General features: G+C 73.6%; 12 protein-coding genes. 10 read left to right on the top strand and 2 right to left on the bottom strand.

The window, feature by feature from the left end:
• The first annotated feature begins 122 nt into the window (after positions 1 to 122).
• Genes AB0B02_RS30920 through ugpC form a run of 4 tightly spaced genes read left to right on the top strand, consistent with a single transcriptional unit; the run spans position 123 to position 4,454 of the window.
• Positions 123 to 1,406: an ABC transporter substrate-binding protein gene (locus tag AB0B02_RS30920; protein ID WP_281938823.1), complete on the top strand. Its 1,284-nt coding sequence runs from the start codon at positions 123 to 125 to the stop codon at positions 1,404 to 1,406.
• Complete coding sequence (locus AB0B02_RS30915) at positions 1,403 to 2,398, top strand: sugar ABC transporter permease (RefSeq protein WP_107156912.1); 996 nt, start codon at positions 1,403 to 1,405, stop codon at positions 2,396 to 2,398. Before AB0B02_RS30920 ends, AB0B02_RS30915 begins: the two co-directional genes overlap by 4 nt.
• 1 nt (position 2,399) lies before the next feature.
• Positions 2,400 to 3,236, top strand: coding sequence for a carbohydrate ABC transporter permease (locus AB0B02_RS30910; protein WP_357306401.1), 837 nt, complete (start codon positions 2,400 to 2,402; stop codon positions 3,234 to 3,236).
• Between the two features lie 9 nt (positions 3,237 to 3,245).
• Positions 3,246 to 4,454, top strand: a complete 1,209-nt coding sequence (ugpC, locus tag AB0B02_RS30905; RefSeq protein ID WP_281938828.1) for a sn-glycerol-3-phosphate ABC transporter ATP-binding protein UgpC — start codon at positions 3,246 to 3,248, stop codon at positions 4,452 to 4,454.
• A gap of 120 nt (positions 4,455 to 4,574) precedes the next feature.
• Here the strand turns inward: ugpC and AB0B02_RS30900 are convergent, their stop codons facing one another.
• Positions 4,575 to 5,678 carry a winged helix DNA-binding domain-containing protein gene (locus AB0B02_RS30900; protein WP_357306398.1) on the bottom strand — a complete coding sequence of 368 codons (1,104 nt, stop codon included), beginning with the start codon at positions 5,676 to 5,678 and terminating at the stop codon, positions 4,575 to 4,577.
• A gap of 261 nt (positions 5,679 to 5,939) precedes the next feature.
• Between AB0B02_RS30900 and AB0B02_RS30895 the strand changes: the two genes are divergently transcribed.
• The 3 genes from AB0B02_RS30895 to AB0B02_RS30885 all read left to right on the top strand — a co-directional run bounded on the left by AB0B02_RS30895 (position 5,940) and on the right by AB0B02_RS30885 (position 11,195).
• The gene (locus AB0B02_RS30895) at positions 5,940 to 6,395 is read left to right on the top strand and encodes a hypothetical protein (RefSeq protein ID WP_281938832.1); all 456 of its coding nucleotides are present in this window, start codon (positions 5,940 to 5,942) and stop codon (positions 6,393 to 6,395) included.
• Positions 6,396 to 6,541: 146 nt separating this feature from the next.
• Complete coding sequence (locus AB0B02_RS30890) at positions 6,542 to 10,630, top strand: polymorphic toxin-type HINT domain-containing protein (RefSeq protein ID WP_357306395.1); 4,089 nt, start codon at positions 6,542 to 6,544, stop codon at positions 10,628 to 10,630.
• A 10-nt stretch (positions 10,631 to 10,640) separates the two neighbouring features.
• Positions 10,641 to 11,195 carry a hypothetical protein gene (locus AB0B02_RS30885; protein ID WP_357306392.1) on the top strand — a complete coding sequence of 185 codons (555 nt, stop codon included), beginning with the start codon at positions 10,641 to 10,643 and terminating at the stop codon, positions 11,193 to 11,195.
• 172 nt (positions 11,196 to 11,367) lie between these two features.
• On the opposite strand, the gene AB0B02_RS30880 is transcribed toward AB0B02_RS30885, so the two are convergent.
• Positions 11,368 to 11,859 (bottom strand): GNAT family N-acetyltransferase, encoded by a 492-nt coding sequence (locus AB0B02_RS30880; RefSeq protein WP_357306389.1) that lies wholly within the window; start codon positions 11,857 to 11,859, stop codon positions 11,368 to 11,370.
• Between the two features lie 89 nt (positions 11,860 to 11,948).
• Between AB0B02_RS30880 and wrbA the strand changes: the two genes are divergently transcribed.
• The 3 genes from wrbA (at position 11,949) to AB0B02_RS30865 (ending at position 16,846) form a co-directional block, all read left to right on the top strand.
• Positions 11,949 to 12,566, top strand: a complete 618-nt coding sequence (gene wrbA / locus AB0B02_RS30875; RefSeq protein ID WP_281938840.1) for an NAD(P)H:quinone oxidoreductase — start codon at positions 11,949 to 11,951, stop codon at positions 12,564 to 12,566.
• 159 nt (positions 12,567 to 12,725) lie between these two features.
• Positions 12,726 to 14,126 carry an FGGY family carbohydrate kinase gene (locus AB0B02_RS30870; protein WP_357306386.1) on the top strand — a complete coding sequence of 467 codons (1,401 nt, stop codon included), beginning with the start codon at positions 12,726 to 12,728 and terminating at the stop codon, positions 14,124 to 14,126.
• 101 nt (positions 14,127 to 14,227) lie between these two features.
• Positions 14,228 to 16,846, top strand: coding sequence for a nitrate- and nitrite sensing domain-containing protein (locus AB0B02_RS30865; RefSeq protein ID WP_357306383.1), 2,619 nt, complete (start codon positions 14,228 to 14,230; stop codon positions 16,844 to 16,846).
• Positions 16,847 to 16,849 lie beyond the last annotated feature (3 nt).

Below are 16,849 nucleotides of genomic sequence, written 5' to 3'. Positions count from 1 at the left end.
GGGCACGTTCTGCCGCACGAAACGCCCGGGGCGTCGGGCGCAGGGCCGGTGCCTCGACCGTCTCGCCGTGCGCCGGGGCACGGGTGACCTCCCCGGCTCTCGCCGAAGAGAGGGGGAGGGTGATGACGACAGTCCCCGACACGGCCGCACGGCGGCCGGCCGGACGCGCGGCGGCGGCGGCCGCCGCGCTCGCGTTGGTGGCCCCGCTGGCCGCCTGCGGGTCCGGCGGCGACGGTGGCACGCCGACGATCAACCTGTACTACCCGCCGGAGCAGAACCTCCAGAAGGTGGTCGACGACTGCAACGCGCAGGCCCAGGGGCGCTACCGGATCAGCTACCGGGTGCTGCCGCGCGAGGCCGACGAGCAGCGGGTGCAGATGGTGCGACGGCTCGCGGCGCAGGACAGCGGCATGGACGTGCTCGGCCTGGACGTCACCTGGACGCAGGAGTTCGCCAGCGCGGACTGGATCCGGGAGTGGACCGGCCAAGACAAGGCCGAGGTGGAGCAGGGCACGCTCGCCGGCCCGCTGGACACCGCCAAGTACGAGGACAAGCTCTACGGAGCGCCGAAGAACACCAACGTGCAACTGCTCTGGTACCGCGCCGACCTGGTGTCGCAGCCGCCGAAGACCTGGGACGAGATGATCTCGGCGGCCCAGCAGCTCAAGGAGCAGAACAAGCCCTACCGGGTGCTCACCATGGGCGCCCAGTACGAGGGCCTGGTGGTGCTCTACAACACGCTCGCCGAGAGCGCCGGCGGCAAGATCCTCAGCGACGACGGCAAGAAGGCGGTCATGGACGCCGGCACCGTACGCGCGCTGGAGCAGCTCAAGACGCTCGCCACGTCGGGCGTGACCTCACCGTCGTTCAGCAACGCGGTCGAGGACCCGGTCCGGTTGGAGTTCCAGTCCGGCGGCGGCGCGTTCCAGGTCAACTGGCCGTTCGTGTACCCGGCGATGCAGGAGGCCAACCCGGAGCTGGCCAAGGACGTCAAGTGGGCGCGGGTGCCCGGCATCGACGCGAACACCCCGAGCAAGGTGACCATCGGCGGGGTCAACCTGGCGGTGAGCAAGTACTCGAAGCACCCGACCGAGTCGTTCGAGGCGGCCCGGTGCATCCGCAACGCGGAGCACCAGAAGTTCTCCGCGGTCAACGACGGCGTGCCGCCGACCATCGAGGCGGTCTACGACGACCCGGAGATGGCCGAGGCGTACCCGATGAAGGAGACCATCCTGGAGGAGCTGAAGGAGCCGGCGGTGCGACCGCTGACGCCGGCGTACCAGAGCATCTCCACGGTGATGTCGGCGATCCTGTCGCCGCCCTCGGGGATCAACCCCGAGCGGACCGCGGACGAGCTGCGCAAGGCGATCGCCGACGCGCTGGAGTCGAAGGGTGTCCTGCCATGAGCGTGAACGCCACTCCGGCCGGCGCGGAGGCCGCCGCCGAGGCGGAGCAGCCGGCCGCCAGGCACGCCGCGGTGCCCGCCCAGCGGGCCCGCCGTGGCGCCCGCGCTCCGCTGAGCGACAACAAGCGGGCCGAGCGTCGCCTCGGCTGGCTGCTGTGCGCGCCGGCCGCGCTGGTCATGGTGCTGGTCACCGCGTACCCGATCCTGTACTCGATCTGGCTGTCGTTGCAGCGCTACGACCTGCGCTTCCCCGACGAGCGCCAGTTCGTCGGGCTGGAGAACTACGTCACCGTGCTGACGAACGACTTCTGGTGGACCGCGTTCGGGGTGACCATGCTGATCACGGTGGTCACCGTGGCGATCGAGCTGGTGCTCGGCATGGGCCTGGCGATGATCATGCATCGGACGCTTGTCGGCCGGGGCATCGTCCGCACCGCGGCGCTGATCCCGTACGGCATCGTCACGGTGGTCGCGGCGTTCTCCTGGCGGTACGCCTGGACGCCGGGCACCGGCTACCTGGCGAACCTGTTCGACGGCAGCGCGCCGCTCACCGAGCGGGCCAGCTCGCTGGCGATCATCATGCTGGCGGAGATCTGGAAGACCACCCCGTTCATGGCGCTGCTGCTGATGGCCGGGCTGGCGCTGGTGCCGGAGGACCTGCTGAAGGCGGCCTCCACCGACGGCGCGACGGCGTGGCAGCGGTTCACCAAGGTGATGCTGCCGGTGATGAAGCCGGCGATCCTGGTCGCGTTGCTGTTCCGCACGCTCGACGCGTTCCGGGTCTTCGACAACATCTTCGTGCTCACCAACGGCGGCAACGAGACCTCGTCGGTGTCGATGCTGGCCTACAACAACCTGATCCGGGGCCTGAACCTCGGCATCGGCTCCACGATGTCGGTGCTGATCTTCATCACCGTGGCGATCATCGCGTTCGTCTTCGTGAAGCTGTTCGGCACCGCTGCCCCCGGCAGCGACGATGGGGAGAGGCGCTGACATGTCCGTGGAAACCACCACGCGGGCGAAGCTGCGCTGGGGCGTGCTGGACGTCGTGGTCGTCGTCTTCGCGCTGGTGCCGGTGCTCTGGATCGCCTCGCTGTCGTTCAAGACCCCGGGCACGCTCACGGACGGCAACTTCTGGCCGCGGGAGTGGACGCTCGACAACTACCGGACGATCTTCGACACCGACCAGTTCGTCCGGGCCCTGGTCAACTCGATCGGCATCGCGCTGATCGCCACCGCGATCGCGGTGGTGCTCGGCACGATGGCCGCGTACGCGATCTCCCGGTTGGACTTCCCGGGCAAGAAGCTGCTGGTCGGGGTCTCCCTGCTGATCGCGATGTTCCCGCAGGTGTCGCTGGTGTCGCCGCTGTTCGAGATCGAACGGCAGCTCGGCCTCTTCGACACCTGGCCCGGCCTGATCCTGCCGTACATCACGTTCGCGTTGCCGCTGGCGATCTACACGCTGTCGGCGTTCTTCAAGCAGATCCCGTGGGACCTGGAGAAGGCGGCGAAGATGGACGGCGCGACCCAGGGGCAGGCGTTCCGGCGGGTGATCGCCCCGCTGGCCGCGCCGGGCGTGTTCACCACGGCCATCCTGGTCTTCATCTTCTGCTGGAACGACTTCCTGTTCGCGATCACGCTCACCTCGACCGAGCGGTCCCGCACGGTCCCGGTGGCCCTCCAGTTCTTCACCGGCGAGTCGCAGTTCGAGGACCCCACCGGGGCGATCTGCGCCGCCGCCGTGGTGATCACCGTACCGATCATCCTGTTCGTGCTCTTCTTCCAGCGCCGCATCGTCTCCGGCCTGACCTCCGGCGCAGTCAAGGGATAGGTGACAACAATGGCTGACATCGTGCTGGACAAGGTGAGCAAGCGGTTCCCGGACGGGACCACCGCGGTGCGGGACGTCGACCTGGAGATCGCCGACGGCGAGTTCGTCATCCTGGTCGGCCCGTCCGGCTGCGGGAAGTCCACCACCCTGAACATGATCGCCGGGCTGGAGGACATCAGCGACGGCGAGCTGCGCATCGGCGGCGAGCGGGTCAACGACAAGGCGCCCCGGGACCGGGACATCGCCATGGTCTTCCAGTCGTACGCGCTCTACCCGAACATGACGGTCCGGGAGAACATGGCCTTCCCGCTGCGCCTGGCGAAGATGGACAAGGAGACCATCAACCAGAAGGTGGACGAGGCCGCCAAGGTGCTGGAGCTGACCGCGCTGCTGGACCGCAAGCCGGCCAACCTCTCCGGCGGCCAGCGGCAGCGGGTGGCGATGGGTCGGGCGATCGTGCGCCAGCCGAAGGCGTTCCTGATGGACGAGCCGTTGTCCAACCTGGACGCCAAGCTCCGGGTGCAGATGCGCACCGTGGTGTCCCGGTTGCAGAAGCAGCTCGGCACCACCACCGTCTACGTGACCCACGACCAGACCGAGGCGATGACGCTCGGCGACCGGGTGGTCATCATGCGGGGCGGCGCGGTGCAGCAGGTCGGCCCGCCGCAGGAGCTGTACGACCACCCGCGCAACCTCTTCGTCGCCGGGTTCATCGGCTCGCCGTCGATGAACTTCGTGCACGCCGCGGTGGAGGACGGGAAGCTGCGGACCGCGCTGGGCGACGTGCCGATCGGCGAGCGGGTCCGCCGCGAGCTGGAGGCCGGTGACGCGCCCCGCGAGCTGATCCTCGGCATCCGGCCGGAGCACTTCGAGGACGCCGCGTTGATCGACGACGAGACCCGCCGCCGGGGCCTGGAGTTCGAGGCGCCTGTCGACATCGTCGAGTCGATGGGCTCGGACAAGTACGTCTACTTCACCGTGGAGGGGGAGCGGGCCACCGCCGCCGAGCTGGAGGAGCTGGCCGCGGACGCCGGCGCCGCCGACTTCGCCGGCGCGGGTTCCAGCCTGGTCACCCGGTTGTCGGCGGAGTCGCCGGCGCGGGAGGGCGAGTCCCGCCGGGTGTGGTTCAACCTGGAGAAGATCCACCTGTTCGACCCGGGCAGCGGGCGCAACCTGACGCTGCACGAGGGGCGGGCGGCCGGCGCGCTCGCCGACTGAGCGCTCCGCGTGGAGGGGCCGGGGGCGGGTGCCGTCGGCCCCTCCACCGTCTCCGGGCGGACGTGCCGTGCCGGCACACCGTGCCCGCCGGTCGCGGCGGACGGCCCGCACCGCGCGGCGTCACCAGGAGTGACGCAGCGCCAGCCCGAGGAAGCGGGCGTAGCGGGCCAGGGCCGCGTCCACCCGGGCGCGCAGTTCGGCGTCGAACGGGACGAGCTGCCGCACCGTCACGGTCACCGTGGTCGCCCCCAGCGTCCGCCGCCAGGTGCCGACCACCCGGCCGCCACGCACCACGGTGGACTGGAACATGCCGTTGTTGCCCGGCACCACGGCGGCGGCGTGTGCCGGGTCGAGCATCAGCGAACGGTCCCGGTAGCCCAGCAGGTACTCGTCGAAGCCGGGCAGCGTGTGCAGGTCGTCGACCGGGTCACGGGGGGTGTCGAGCAGCGCGGCGTCGACCACGGCGGGTTCACCGTCGACCTCGACCGGGGCGAGGAGGTCACCGGCCAGCGCCACGGCCCGGGTCGCGTCGGTGACGGTCAGGCCGCTCCAACGGGCCAGCTCGTGCCGGGTCACCGGCCCGTGCCCACGCACGTAACGGTGGGCCAGCAACGCCAGCGCCTCGTCCCGCTCCGGGCGGTGCGGGTCGGGCACCCACTCGTCGAGCAGCGCGAACGTCTGCTCGGTGCCGACGTGCGGGGCGATGCAGGTGATGCCGCGCTGGCTCGCGTACCAGAGCAGGTGGTAGCCGCGCTGACCGGTGGTGTCCAGCCCGGCGGCGCGCAACGCGGCCAGGCACTCGCTGCGGGTGAGCCGGCCGCCCCCGCCCAGCGCCGCGCCGAGCACGTCGCCGGCATGGTCCCCGTCGGCGAGCGTCAGCCCGAGCTGCCGCCACCGGGCCGCCAACCCGGCCAGGGCGCGGACCCCGGTCACCGCCAGCATCCAGTGCGCGTCCCGCGCCGGCACCAGGTGCACCGTGCCGCGCATCGGCCAGGTGCGCAACGCCTCGCGCCGCTCCAGCGCCGCGTGGACGTCGTCGCGGGTGCGGCCGGGCAGGCGTACGCCGAGCGACCACAGGCCGCTGGCCGCGTCCTGGGCCTGCATGGCGCCGAACCACTCGACCACGTCGGCCACCCGCTCCGGCCGGGCGACCGGGTGCGGACGCAGCAGCAGGCCGGTCATGCGCAGCGCGAGCGCCTCGGCGCGGGTGAGGCGTACGGTCACGGCGGGCCTCCCGTCGACAGGTGGACGGTCAGCTTAGGACGCCGGACCCCCGTCGGAGGCGCCCCCACACATCGATGGGCCTGTGGAATGATGACACCGCCGCCGATGGCACCAGGTGTGCTGGCGGTGACATTCGGTGATGCGGCGACCTGTGGTCGCCTCGCCGCTGTTGTTCCACTCGATACGGGGGTATGGCGAGTGTCGTCTCGCACGTTCAAGGCGGGTGCCGTCGCGGCAACGCTCTCACTCGGTCTGGCCGTTGTGGCCCTGCAGCAGTCCTCGTCGGCCGCGGTCGACACCCAGCCCTCCCTGGAGGAGGACTTCACCTACCCGGGCGCCGCGCAGGTGCTCACCCAGCGGGGGATCAAGCTGCTGAAGGGCGACGGGCACATCGTGCTGGCCGACTGCGGCGCGACTCCCAACAACCCGCCGGCCGACCTGATCCTGGTGCAGAGCAACGATTTCAGCCTGCCCGCCGGCAAGAACTTCTGCTTCAAGGCGAAGGGCGCCAGCGGTTACCTCACCATGGAGATCCCCATGGTCTACTTCGTCCGGGGTGACTCGACCAACACCGTCGACGCGAAGGTCGAAGTCAAGGACGACCCGACCGTGGTCGAGACCGAGCAGGTCGACCCGGGCGAGTGGCAGCCCGTCGGCGAGGGACAGGCCCGGGGCACGGCGACCGTGCTCGAGCTTCGCTTCCCCACCGCCAACTGACGCACCACCGGGAGCCGACCTCGCACGCCGAGGTCGGCTCTCTCCTTTTCGCCATCCGCAGCGACGTGCGCTCGCTGCTCTGACGCGTCAGTTCCAGGGGAGGGACCGTGTCGGCAAGACCCAGTGTCATCCGGCGGACAAGTGCGGTGCGAAGGCGGGCGGGGCTGGCGGTCAGCCTCGTCCTGACGCTGCTCGCCGCGTTTCTCGTCGTGCCCGGCCCGTCGTACGCGGCGGACGAGACGGAGCCGGGTGAACTCCGGCTCCGGGCGCTGCTCCTGCTGAAGTCGGGCGGCTCGAGTGTGGAGCGAGCGGCGGCGGAGGCGCTCGTCGGGGACGACGACGCGGTCGCCGACTTCCTCGACGAGGGCTACTTCACGGCTCGCCAGCAGGACGACCTGGTCCGGGTCGAGGAGTACGCGGGCCTGGGCGGCCCGACGATGAAGCAGGCGGCGGTGGCCGCGCTGAGCGGTTCCGTCGAGGACCGCCGCGCGTTCCTCAACGGCGGATGGGAGGCCGCCTTCGCCGTCGACGAGCGCATCCGCCTCGGGCAGGTCGTCAACGCCGGTGGGAACGAGGTGAAGCGCGCCGGCCAGGCGGCGCTGAACAGCACCGACGACGCGATCACCGAGTTCCTCCGCACCGGCCAGTACGAGGCCCGGGAAGTCGACGACCGGATCCGGATCGGGCAGATCCTCACCGGCGGTGGTCCCTACGTCAGGGCCGGCGCACAGGCCGCGCTGAACGGCACGGCCGAGGACATCCGGGAGTTCCTGCTGTACGGGCAGCACGTGGCCCGCGCGCGTGACCAGGAGATGCTCACCGTCACCCAGCTCGCCGACCTGTCCCAGGAGGCCGGCCGGCTCGCCGCGCAGGAGACGCTCCAGGCCGAGCAGGCGGCCGACCGTGCGGTGGAGTCCGCCCGGCTCGCGAAGGAGGCCGCGCAGCGTGCCGCGGCCGAGACCGCGGCGGCGAAGGACTCCGCGGAGGACGCGGCGGCGGCGGCTGCGCGGGCCGCGTCCGCCGCCGGTCGTGCCGCCGCGGCGGCGCAACGCGCGATCGGCGCCGCGAACGCCGCGAGTTCCGCGGCGAAGGTCGCCTCGGCGTCCGCCGCCCGTGCCGCGCAGGCGGCGGCGCTCGCCGGGAACGCCGCCTCCCGCGCCAACACGGCGGCCTCGAAGGCGGCGGGGGACGCCACCAAGGCACAACAGGCCCGCGACGCCGCCCGGATCGCCCGGGACGCGGCGAAGCAGGCGCGGAAGGCGGCGGACGCGTCCGAGGCGTCCCAGCGTGCCTCCGTCGCCGCCGGCAACGCCGGCACCGCGGCGGCGAGCGCGGCGGCCAACGCGAAGCTGGCGGCCGACGCGGCCGAGCAGGCGGCCGGCCAGTCGAACGTGTCCGCCGCCGAGGCGGCGCGGGCGCGGGAGGCGGCTGCCCGGGCCCGCGCCAAGGCGGAGGAGTCCCAGCGGGCGGCGAACGCGGCCAGCGCCGAGGCACGGCGCGCGGCGACCGCGGCCGGCCAGGCGACGTCCGCCGCGCGAGCGGCGGCCACCCACGCGGACAACGCCGCCGCGGCGGCCGAGGACGCCGCCGCGCACGCCGGGGAGGCGGCCTACGCGGCGACGATGGCCACGCAGCACGCGGTCAACGCGATGAAGGCCGCGGAGGCCGCGGAGAGCTACGCCAACCAGGCACGGGACGTCGAGACGGCGGCCCGTCAGGCGGACGTCGAGCGGCTGGCGGCCATGACGGCCGAGGGGGTGATGGCCGCCGAGGTCGAGCGCAAGGAGGAGGAGACCCGCCTGGCGCAGGCGGCCTGGGACGAGGCGCAGGAGACCCAGCGGGACGAGGAGACCCGCCGCTGGCTGGCCGAGGCCACCGCGCCGAACGCGCCGGCCGACGTGGTGCTGACCAACGGCCGCCGGGTCGCCGTCCGGCTGCTGGCCACCGGGGGGACCTGGACCCGGGCAGCCGCCGAGCGCGCGCTCACCGGTTCGGAGCTGGACGTCCGGGCGTTCCTGACGACCGAGCTGCCGCTGGCCGCCGGCCAGGACGACCGGGCGGTGGTCGGCCACCTCGCGGACACCGCGACGAAGCCGGCGGCGAAGACCGCCGCGGTGGCCGCCCTGGCCGGTGACGACGCGCAGGTGCGCGAGTTCCTCCGCACCCGGGCGTACCCGGGCAAGGCCGACGACGACCGGATCCTCATCGGTCAGTTGATCACCACCGGTGGGTCCACCATGAAGACGGCCGCCCAGGCCGCGCTGAACGGGACCGACCAGGACCGGCACGAGTTCCTCCGGTCCGGCCGCTACGACGCGGCGGAGCAGGACGACCGGATCCGGGTCGGTCAGATCATGACCGCGGGTGGCCCGGAGGTGAAGGCCGCGGCGACCATCGCGCTCTCCGGCCCTCGGGCGGCGCTCCGGCACTTCATCGACGCCGGCCAGTACAAGGCCCGTCTCCGGGACGAGGAGACGGCGGCGCACGTGGCCAAGGTCCGGGCGCTCGTCGCCGACGCGGCACGTAACGCGGCCACCGCGCGGGTCGACGCGGCCCGGGCGGCCGAGGCCGCGGCCCGGGCCCGGTCGGCGGCGGCCGAGGCGGCGGAGTACGCCCGGCAGGCGGAGCTGTCGGCCGCGGCGGCGCAGGGCTACGCCGACCAGGCGCAGCAGTCCGCGCTGGCGGCCCAGCAGTCCGCTGCCGCCGCCGCGCAGTCGGCGGCGACCGCCCAGGCCGCGGCGGCCCGGGCCCGCAGTGACGCGCAGGCCGCGCAGCAGTCCGCGGCGGCGGCCACCGTGTCGGAACGGCGTGCGGCCAACTACGCCGCGGCGGCGCAGCAGTCCGCGGCGCGGGCGAAGGCGTCGGCCGAGGAGGCCGGCCGGAGCGCGGCCGAGGCGCGGCAGGCGGCGACCGAGGCGTTCCAGGCCGTGGTGGCGCTGCAACGTCAGGAGGCCGAGGCCCGGCGTACGGCCGGTCAGACGGACCCGGGCAGCGTCGAGTGCAACCTCTACATGCACCTGAACCGGATGTGCCACAACCCGTTGCTCGGCGCGCTCGAACGCGAGGACAACTGGTGCACGATCCAGTGGGGCCACGGTCCGCTCTGCGAGGGCGTGGTCAAGTACTTCGACCAGAAGGACGCCGAGGAGGGCAAGCTCGTCGGGCAGCTCGTGCTGACGATCTGCGGGTTCATCCCCGTGGTGGGGGAGCCGTGCGACGCGGTGGACGCGCTCATCGCCTATCTCGAAGGCGACACGGAGGGCGCGCTGCTGTCGCTTGCCGGGATGATTCCGGTGGTCGGCTGGGTCGGCGGCGGCAAACGCGGCGTGGACCTGCTGCGCGAGCTGTACCAGTTCGGCAGCAAGGCGTGCAAGAAGGCGAGCAGCTTCCTGCCCGGCACGCCGGTGCTGCTGGCCGACGGCAGCCGGAAACCGATCGAGAAGCTGCGGATCGGTGACCGGGTGCTGGCCACCGACCCGGTCGGGCGGGTGACCGGGGCCAGGGAGATCACCCGGACCATCCAGAGCGAGGGGGAGAAGAACCTCGTCCGGGTCCGGTTGGACGTCGACGGGGCCGCCGGCCGGGCGACCGCGACGGTCACCGCGACCGAGAACCACCCCTTCTGGGTGCCCGCGCGCAACGCCTGGGTGTCCGCCGGTGAGCTGCACCGGGGCCAGTGGCTGCGCACGGCGGCGGGCACGTCGGTGCAGGTCGAGCAGGTCAGCCGCCGTACGGTGACGACGCGGGTGCACAACCTGACCGTCGCCGACCTGCACACCTACTACGTCGGGGTCGGCCGGACGTCGGCGCTGGTGCACAACACCAGCGCCTGCAAGGTCACCAACACCGGCAAGATGAACGACGTGGAGATCGCCCAGGCGCACGAGCTGGGCAACCACGTCGGCGGCAAGGAGTTCGTGGGGCAGCCGGTGCGGGACACCCCCGGCATCGACGGCTGGCTGGACGGCGTACCGACCAGCCTGAAGGCCACCGACAGCGTCAGCCCGAGCGCGGTGCTCAAGCACCTGTCGAAGGCCGAGTCCCAGCTGCGCAACGCGAACTACCGCGACGCGATCGTCTACGTCCGGGCGGACAAGCTCGACCATGCCCGGTTGCAGAGCTTCATCGAAGGTGGGCCGGCGATCAGGGACATCACCCGGCAGGGCATCGTGAAGGAGGTCTACATCAAGACCGCCACCGGCTGGATCCACTGCCTCGCCGGGTCCTGTAGCTAGGGTTTGCGACATGGCGATCGAGTGGCACCTGCGGGTGAACCGTCGGTTCACCCTCCACGAGGCCGTCGATCTCACCAGCGTCCGGCTGGCCGACCTGCTCGGCCAGCCGGACGCCCCGCCGCCCGTCCGCGTCGTCGAGGCGTCCGCGGAGCGCCGCCGCGGCGGGCCCGGGGTGCCGCTGGCGGCGGACGCCCTGGACCGCGTCGCCGAACCCGCCGGCATCGGCGCCGACATCGACTTCTTTCTCGAGATTCCCGAGTGGCGCGCCGGCGCGCTGCTGAGCCTCAGCGAGTTCCTGCCGGGCGTCGACGACCCGGAGGCCGGGGTGTTCGTCTGGGTGACGTCGCAGCACGATCCCGCCTCCCACGTGCTGAGCATCGCCGCCTGCGTCGCGTTCGCCGAATGCGCCGACAGCGAGGTGGTGGACGAGTACGGCTATCTCGCGAGGACCCGGACGAACTCGCCGGAGGCGCTTCTCTACCAGCTCCGGGTGACGTCACCCGTCGAATCGTTCACCGCCGCGGCGGACCTGGTCCTCAGCCGTACCCGGCTGCGCCGGCGCTGACCACGGCACCCCTGATCGCGCTGCGCCGGCGTCGTTGCCGACGGAGCGCGATCCCCCGTTCAGGCTCCCGGCGCGGGGCGGCGGTCGGCCGGCGCCGGTCTGACCAGGATCCCCGGCGCGGCCGGCCGGGAGAGCGGTTGCCCGCCGAACTTGCGCAAATCTTGAGCCGTGGTCAGTCCAGCCGGCGGTGCATCACCAGCAGGTCGACGTACCCGTCGGTCGGGTGGCGGAACCCCTCCGGCACCCGACCGACCACGTCGAAGCCCAACGACCGCCACAGCCGTACCGCGCGGGTGTTGCTGGCCACCACGGCGTTGAACTGCATGGCCCGGTAGCCGTCCGCGCGGGCCGCGTCCAGCACGTGTTCGGCGAGCGCCCGGCCGACGCCGCGGCCCCCGGCGGCGGGGGCGACCATGAACCCGGCGTTGGCCACGTGGTCGCCCGGGCCGGCCTGGTTCGGCGCCAGCCGGGCGGTGCCGAGCACCGTGCCGTCCGGGTCGACCGCGACCAGGGTCCGCCCGGGCGGCGTCGCCATCCACTGCCGGCGGGCCTGCTCCTCGCTGACGTCACGCGGCCAGGTGTACGTCTCCCCGGCGGCCACGATGTCGTGCAGGAACGGCCAGATCAGCGGCCAGTCGGCTGCCGTCGCGGTACGGATCTCCACCGGTCGAGCATGGCACGCGCGACGTTTGACGTGGCAACCAACGGGTAGTCGCCGAAGCTCACCGGCGAACTCGCGAAGGAGAAGCTCTGATGGATGGCCAGGTCAAGGTCGCGGTGATCTACTACAGCGCGACCGGCATCACCTACCAGATGGCCCGGGCGGCGGTCGAGGCGGCCGAGGAAGCCGGTGCCGAGGTGCGCCTGCGCAAGGTGCGTGAGCTGGCGCCGGACGAGGCGATCCGGTCGAACTCGGGCTGGCAGGCGCACCGGCTGGAGACCCAGGACGTGATGGAGGCCGAGCCGGACGACCTGTCCTGGGCCGACGTCGTGATCATGGGCTCGCCCACCCGGTACGGCATGATCGCCGCCCAGCTCAAGCAGTTCATCGACACCACCGGACCGCTGTGGGCCAACGGCGCGCTGGCCGACAAGGTCTACACCGGCTTCACCTCGACCGCGACCTCGCACGGCGGTCAGGAGGCGACGCTGCTGTCGCTCTACACCGTCTTCTACCACTGGGGCGGCGTCGTGGTGACGCCCGGCTACACCGACCAGAGCCAGTTCGTCGCCGGCAACCCGTACGGCGCGTCGCACACCAGCAACAACGGTGAGGTCGCCCCGGACCACGTCGCGTTGGCCGCCACCGCGCTCACCGCCAAGCGGGCCGTGCTGATGGGGGCCGCGCTGAAGCGGGGGATGGCCGGCTGACCGGCCCGGCACGCGGGTGACCGGTGGCCGGACGGGGGCTCTCGAACCCGTCCGGACCACCGGTCGTCCTTCGGCCTACCCGCGATCGGCCCCGCCATGCGCGCTCGGGCGGCGGAACCCGATCGGAGTCGTCGCCGGCGCCGGGTAGGTTGACCGGCGATGGACATTCTCGCTCTGGACCTGGGCACCTCGTCGGTACGCGGGCTGGTGCTGGACGCGGACGCGGAACCGCGTCCGGGCGCGCTGGCCCGTCGCAAGGTGCGCCTGGCCACCGGCGACGACGGCGCCGGGACGCTGGACGGCGCCCGCTACCTGGCCTGCCTGGTGGAGTGCCTCGACGAGCTGGCCGCCGGCGGGCACCTGCGGGAGGTCGGGCTGGTGGCGACGTCCGCGCAGTGGCACTCGGTGCTGCCGCTGGCCGCCGACGGCACCCCGTCGGGTCCGGTGCTGACCTGGCTGGACACCCGGCCGACGCCGCCCGTCGGGGTCGCCGGCCCGGCCGACCCGGACGACTACCATCGGCGCACCGGCACCTGGTGGCACCGCTGCTACTGGCCGGTACGACTGCCGTGGCTGCGGGAACGTGCGGGCGACGTGTCCCCGCGCTTCGTCGGCTTGGCCGAGTACGTCTTCGGCGCGCTGCTCGACGACGCGCCCATGTCGGTATCGCTGGCCTCCGGCACCGGCCTGCTCGACCTGCGCCGCCTGGACTGGGACGCGGAGGCGTGCGCGCTGGCCGGCGTACGCCCGGAACGGCTGCCGTCGCTGGCCCCGGCGGGCTGGCACGGCCGGTTGAACCCGGAGCACGCGCGGCGCTGGCCGCAACTGGCCGAGGCGCGGTGGGCGGCGCCGGTGGGCGACGGCGCGGCGTCCAACGTGGGCTCCGGCTGCGTCGACGGGTCCCGCGCCGCGGTCACCGTCGGCACGTCCGCCGCGGTCCGGGTGATCCAGGCCGTGCCGGCCGGCGCGGAGCTGCCGCCGCTGCCGGACCAGCTCTGGCGGTACCGGGTCGACCACGACCACGTGGTGACCGGGGCGGCGTACTCCAGCGGCGGGAACCTGTTCGCCTGGGCGAACCGCGAGTTGCGGCTGCCGGAGGGCGACGAGTTGGAGGCCGCGCTGCGCCGTGCCGGCGACGCCCGGACGCTGCGGGTCAATCCCCGCTTCGGCGGCGACCGGCCGCCGGGCACGGCGCCGGCCGGGTCGGGCGAGTTGGGCGGGTTGAGCTTCGGCACCACCGCCGTCGAACTCCTCGCCGGCCTGATGGGTGGGCTGTGCCGGCTCGTCGCCGACGACCTCGCGCTGCTGGAGGCCGGTGTCGCCGACCCGATGGAGGTGGTGCTCGGCGGCGGGGCGCTGACCGCCTCGCCGTGGTGGCGGGCGGCCTTCGCCGAGGCGCTCGTCCCGCGTACGGTGCGGTGGCAGCGCAACCCGGAGATCGGCGCGACCGGCGCCGCGCTGGTGGCCCTGGGCCGGGTCGCGGGGGCGGCCCGCATCGGCGGCGTCGGCGGTGTCGGCCGGCCGGACGCCGGCGACCCGGGCGCCGCCCCGACGCGCTGACCGTCCTGCTCATGCCGTCCGGGCGGGCGTTGACACCGCCCGTCGGCCTGGTTTGATGGAGCCCGCTCCCCGGCGTGGTGGAGTCGGACGAGGAGGCAATCGTGGGCGCAGGTCCGGACCCGGTGCGCGGCGCGGCCCCACCGCCGCACCGGCGGCGCTCCGGGTTGCGGCTGCGGGACTGGCGGCTGAGCACCAAGCTCGCCACGGTACTGGTGATCCCCTCGGTGGCGTTCCTGGTGCTGGCCGGCGTGCAGACCCGGGGGCTGGTGGGGCGGACCACGACGTTGAGCGACTTCGCCGAGCAGGTCGGCATCGGCCGGCAGATCACCGCCGTGGTCGACCGGCTCCAGCAGGAGCGGGACCGCTCCGCCGGTGAGCTGGCCGCGTTGCGCCGGTCCGGCACCGGCGCCGACCGGGACGCCGCGGTCGCCGCGCTGCGGCCGTTGCAGGAGGCCACCGACCGGGCGGTGGACGAGCTGCGGACCGCGGCCGAGCCGCTGGCCGACGCGGACGCCGCCTGGCGGGTCTCCTACTCGGAGGCGCTGGAGGCGTACGACCAGGTGGTGAACATCCGGGCCGCGGTGCCGCCCGCGGTGCTCTCCGGCGACACCGTGCTCGGCAACTACCACCGGGCCGTCGCGGCGCTGCTCAACCTGCTGGCCGAACCGTCGCCGGGGGACGGGCGGCGGGCGCTGACCGAGGCGGTGCTGCGGTACGTGCAGCTGGCCCGGGTCAAGGAGCTGTCCTCGCGGATCCGCGCCGAGCTGTACGCTGCCGCCCGCGCCGGCCGGTACGAGCCGGACGCCCAGGTGACGCTCAGCGACCTGCGGGCCCAGCAGCTCACCGCGTTGGGCGCGTTCCGGGTGGCGGCGACCGCCGACCAGATCCGCCGCTACGACCGGACGTCGGTCGATCCGGCCTTCGTCACGGCCACCCGGTTGGAGGAGCGGACGCTGCCGACCGGCGAGGCGACGCCGGCGCTGCTGTCCGCGCCGCAGTGGTGGGCGGCCACCGAGCAGCGGCAGGAGCTGTTCCGCCAGTTGGAGAGCGAGATCGTCGACGACGCGGTGGGCCGGGCCGACGACGCGAGCGCCCGGCAGTTGCGCGAGACGCTGCTGGTGGCCGGCGGCATCGTCGCGGTGCTCCTGGTCGCCGTGCTCATCTCCCTGCTGGTGGGCCGGTCGGTGGCCCGGGCCATGCGCCAGTTGCGCGGCCAGGCGTTGCGCATCGCGCAGGTGGAGCTGCCGATGACGCTGGAGCGGCTGCGGGTGGTGGACCGTCCGGTGAACCGCATCGACGTGCCGCCGGCGGTGATCGACTCGCAGGACGAGCTGGGCGAACTGGCGGAGGCGTTCGTGGCGGTGCACCGCAGCGCGGTGGACGTCGCGGTCGAGCAGGCGATGATGCGCCGCAACGTGAACGCCATGTTCGTCAACCTGGCCCGGCGCAGTCAGGTGCTCGTCGAGCGGCAGTTGGAGCTGCTGGACGACCTGGAGCGTGAGGAGAGCGACCCGGACCAGTTGGAGAACCTGTTCAAGCTGGACCACCTCGCCGCCCGCATGCGCCGCAACGACGAGAGCCTGCTGGTGCTCGCCGGCTCCGAGTCGACCCGGCGGTGGAACCGCCCGGTGGGGCTCGGCGCGGTGCTGCTGGCGGCGAGCGCCGAGATCGAGCAGTACCAGCGGGTGCGCCACGAGAACCGTGCCGGCCTGCACGTGGTCGGGCACGCCGTGGGTGACCTGGTGCACCTGTTCGCGGAGCTGCTGGAGAACGCCACCGCGTTCTCCCGCCCGGACACGGCGGTGCGGGTCGTGGTCGGGCCGGACGGACCGGGCGCGTTGGTGGAGATCGTGGACCAGGGGCTCGGCATGAGCCAGGCCGCGCTGGCCGAGGCGAACGCGGTGCTGGCCGCGCCGCCGGCGGCCGACGTGTCCGCCTCCGAGCGGATGGGCCTGTTCGTGGTGAGCCACCTGGGCGCCCGGCACGGGGTGCGGGTGCGGTTGCGCGCCGGCGGGGAGGGCCTGGTGACCCAGGTCCGGATCCCGGGCCACCTGCTGGCCGAGGCGCCCGCGCCAGGGCTGGACCCGCCGGTGCCGGCGCGGATGCTGACCGGCCAGGCCGCCGCGGCGTCCCGCGCGCTCGGCGCGGCGACCGCCGAGCTGCCGGTGGCCGGTCGGCACCCGGTGTCGCCGCTGCTCCGGCCGCAGCCGGGTCCGTCGCCGCACTCGGGCCAGTCGCCGCAGCCGGCGCTGCCGGTGTCGCCGTTGACCGGCCGGCCGCTCGGCGACGTGGCGGAGCCGGCACCCGCCGCCGCGCCGGCGGGTGCGCCCGCCGGCCCGCCCCGCGTGGCCCCGCGGCCCCGGCCGGTGCCCGGCCGGGCCGAGGACGTGCTGGCCCCGGCCGTCGGGGCGGCGGCCGGCGGCGGCTGGTTCACCCGCCAGGGACCGACGTCGTCGGTGCTCGGTGTGACGCCGGCGCCGGCCCGGACGCCGGTCACCGGGGGGACCAACGAGCGCGGCCTGCCGGTACGCGTGCCGATGGCCCAGCTCGCCGCGGTCTCCTCGCCGGCCGGGCCGGACCGCGCGGCGGTACGGCACGAGCCGGACCCGGAGGCGGTCGGCGGTATGCTGTCCCGCTTCTACGGCGGGGTGCGCCGGGCCGAGGCCGAGGAGACGACCGAGATGTACCTGCCGCGTGACGAAGGGGGACGACGACAGTGACGA

The sequence above is a fragment of the Micromonospora sp. NPDC049240 genome, from assembly GCF_040647835.1.
GTDB lineage: Bacteria > Actinomycetota > Actinomycetes > Mycobacteriales > Micromonosporaceae > Micromonospora.
The sequence above is the reverse complement of the archived record's forward strand: the minus strand, read 5'-3'. Positions and strand labels throughout refer to the sequence as shown.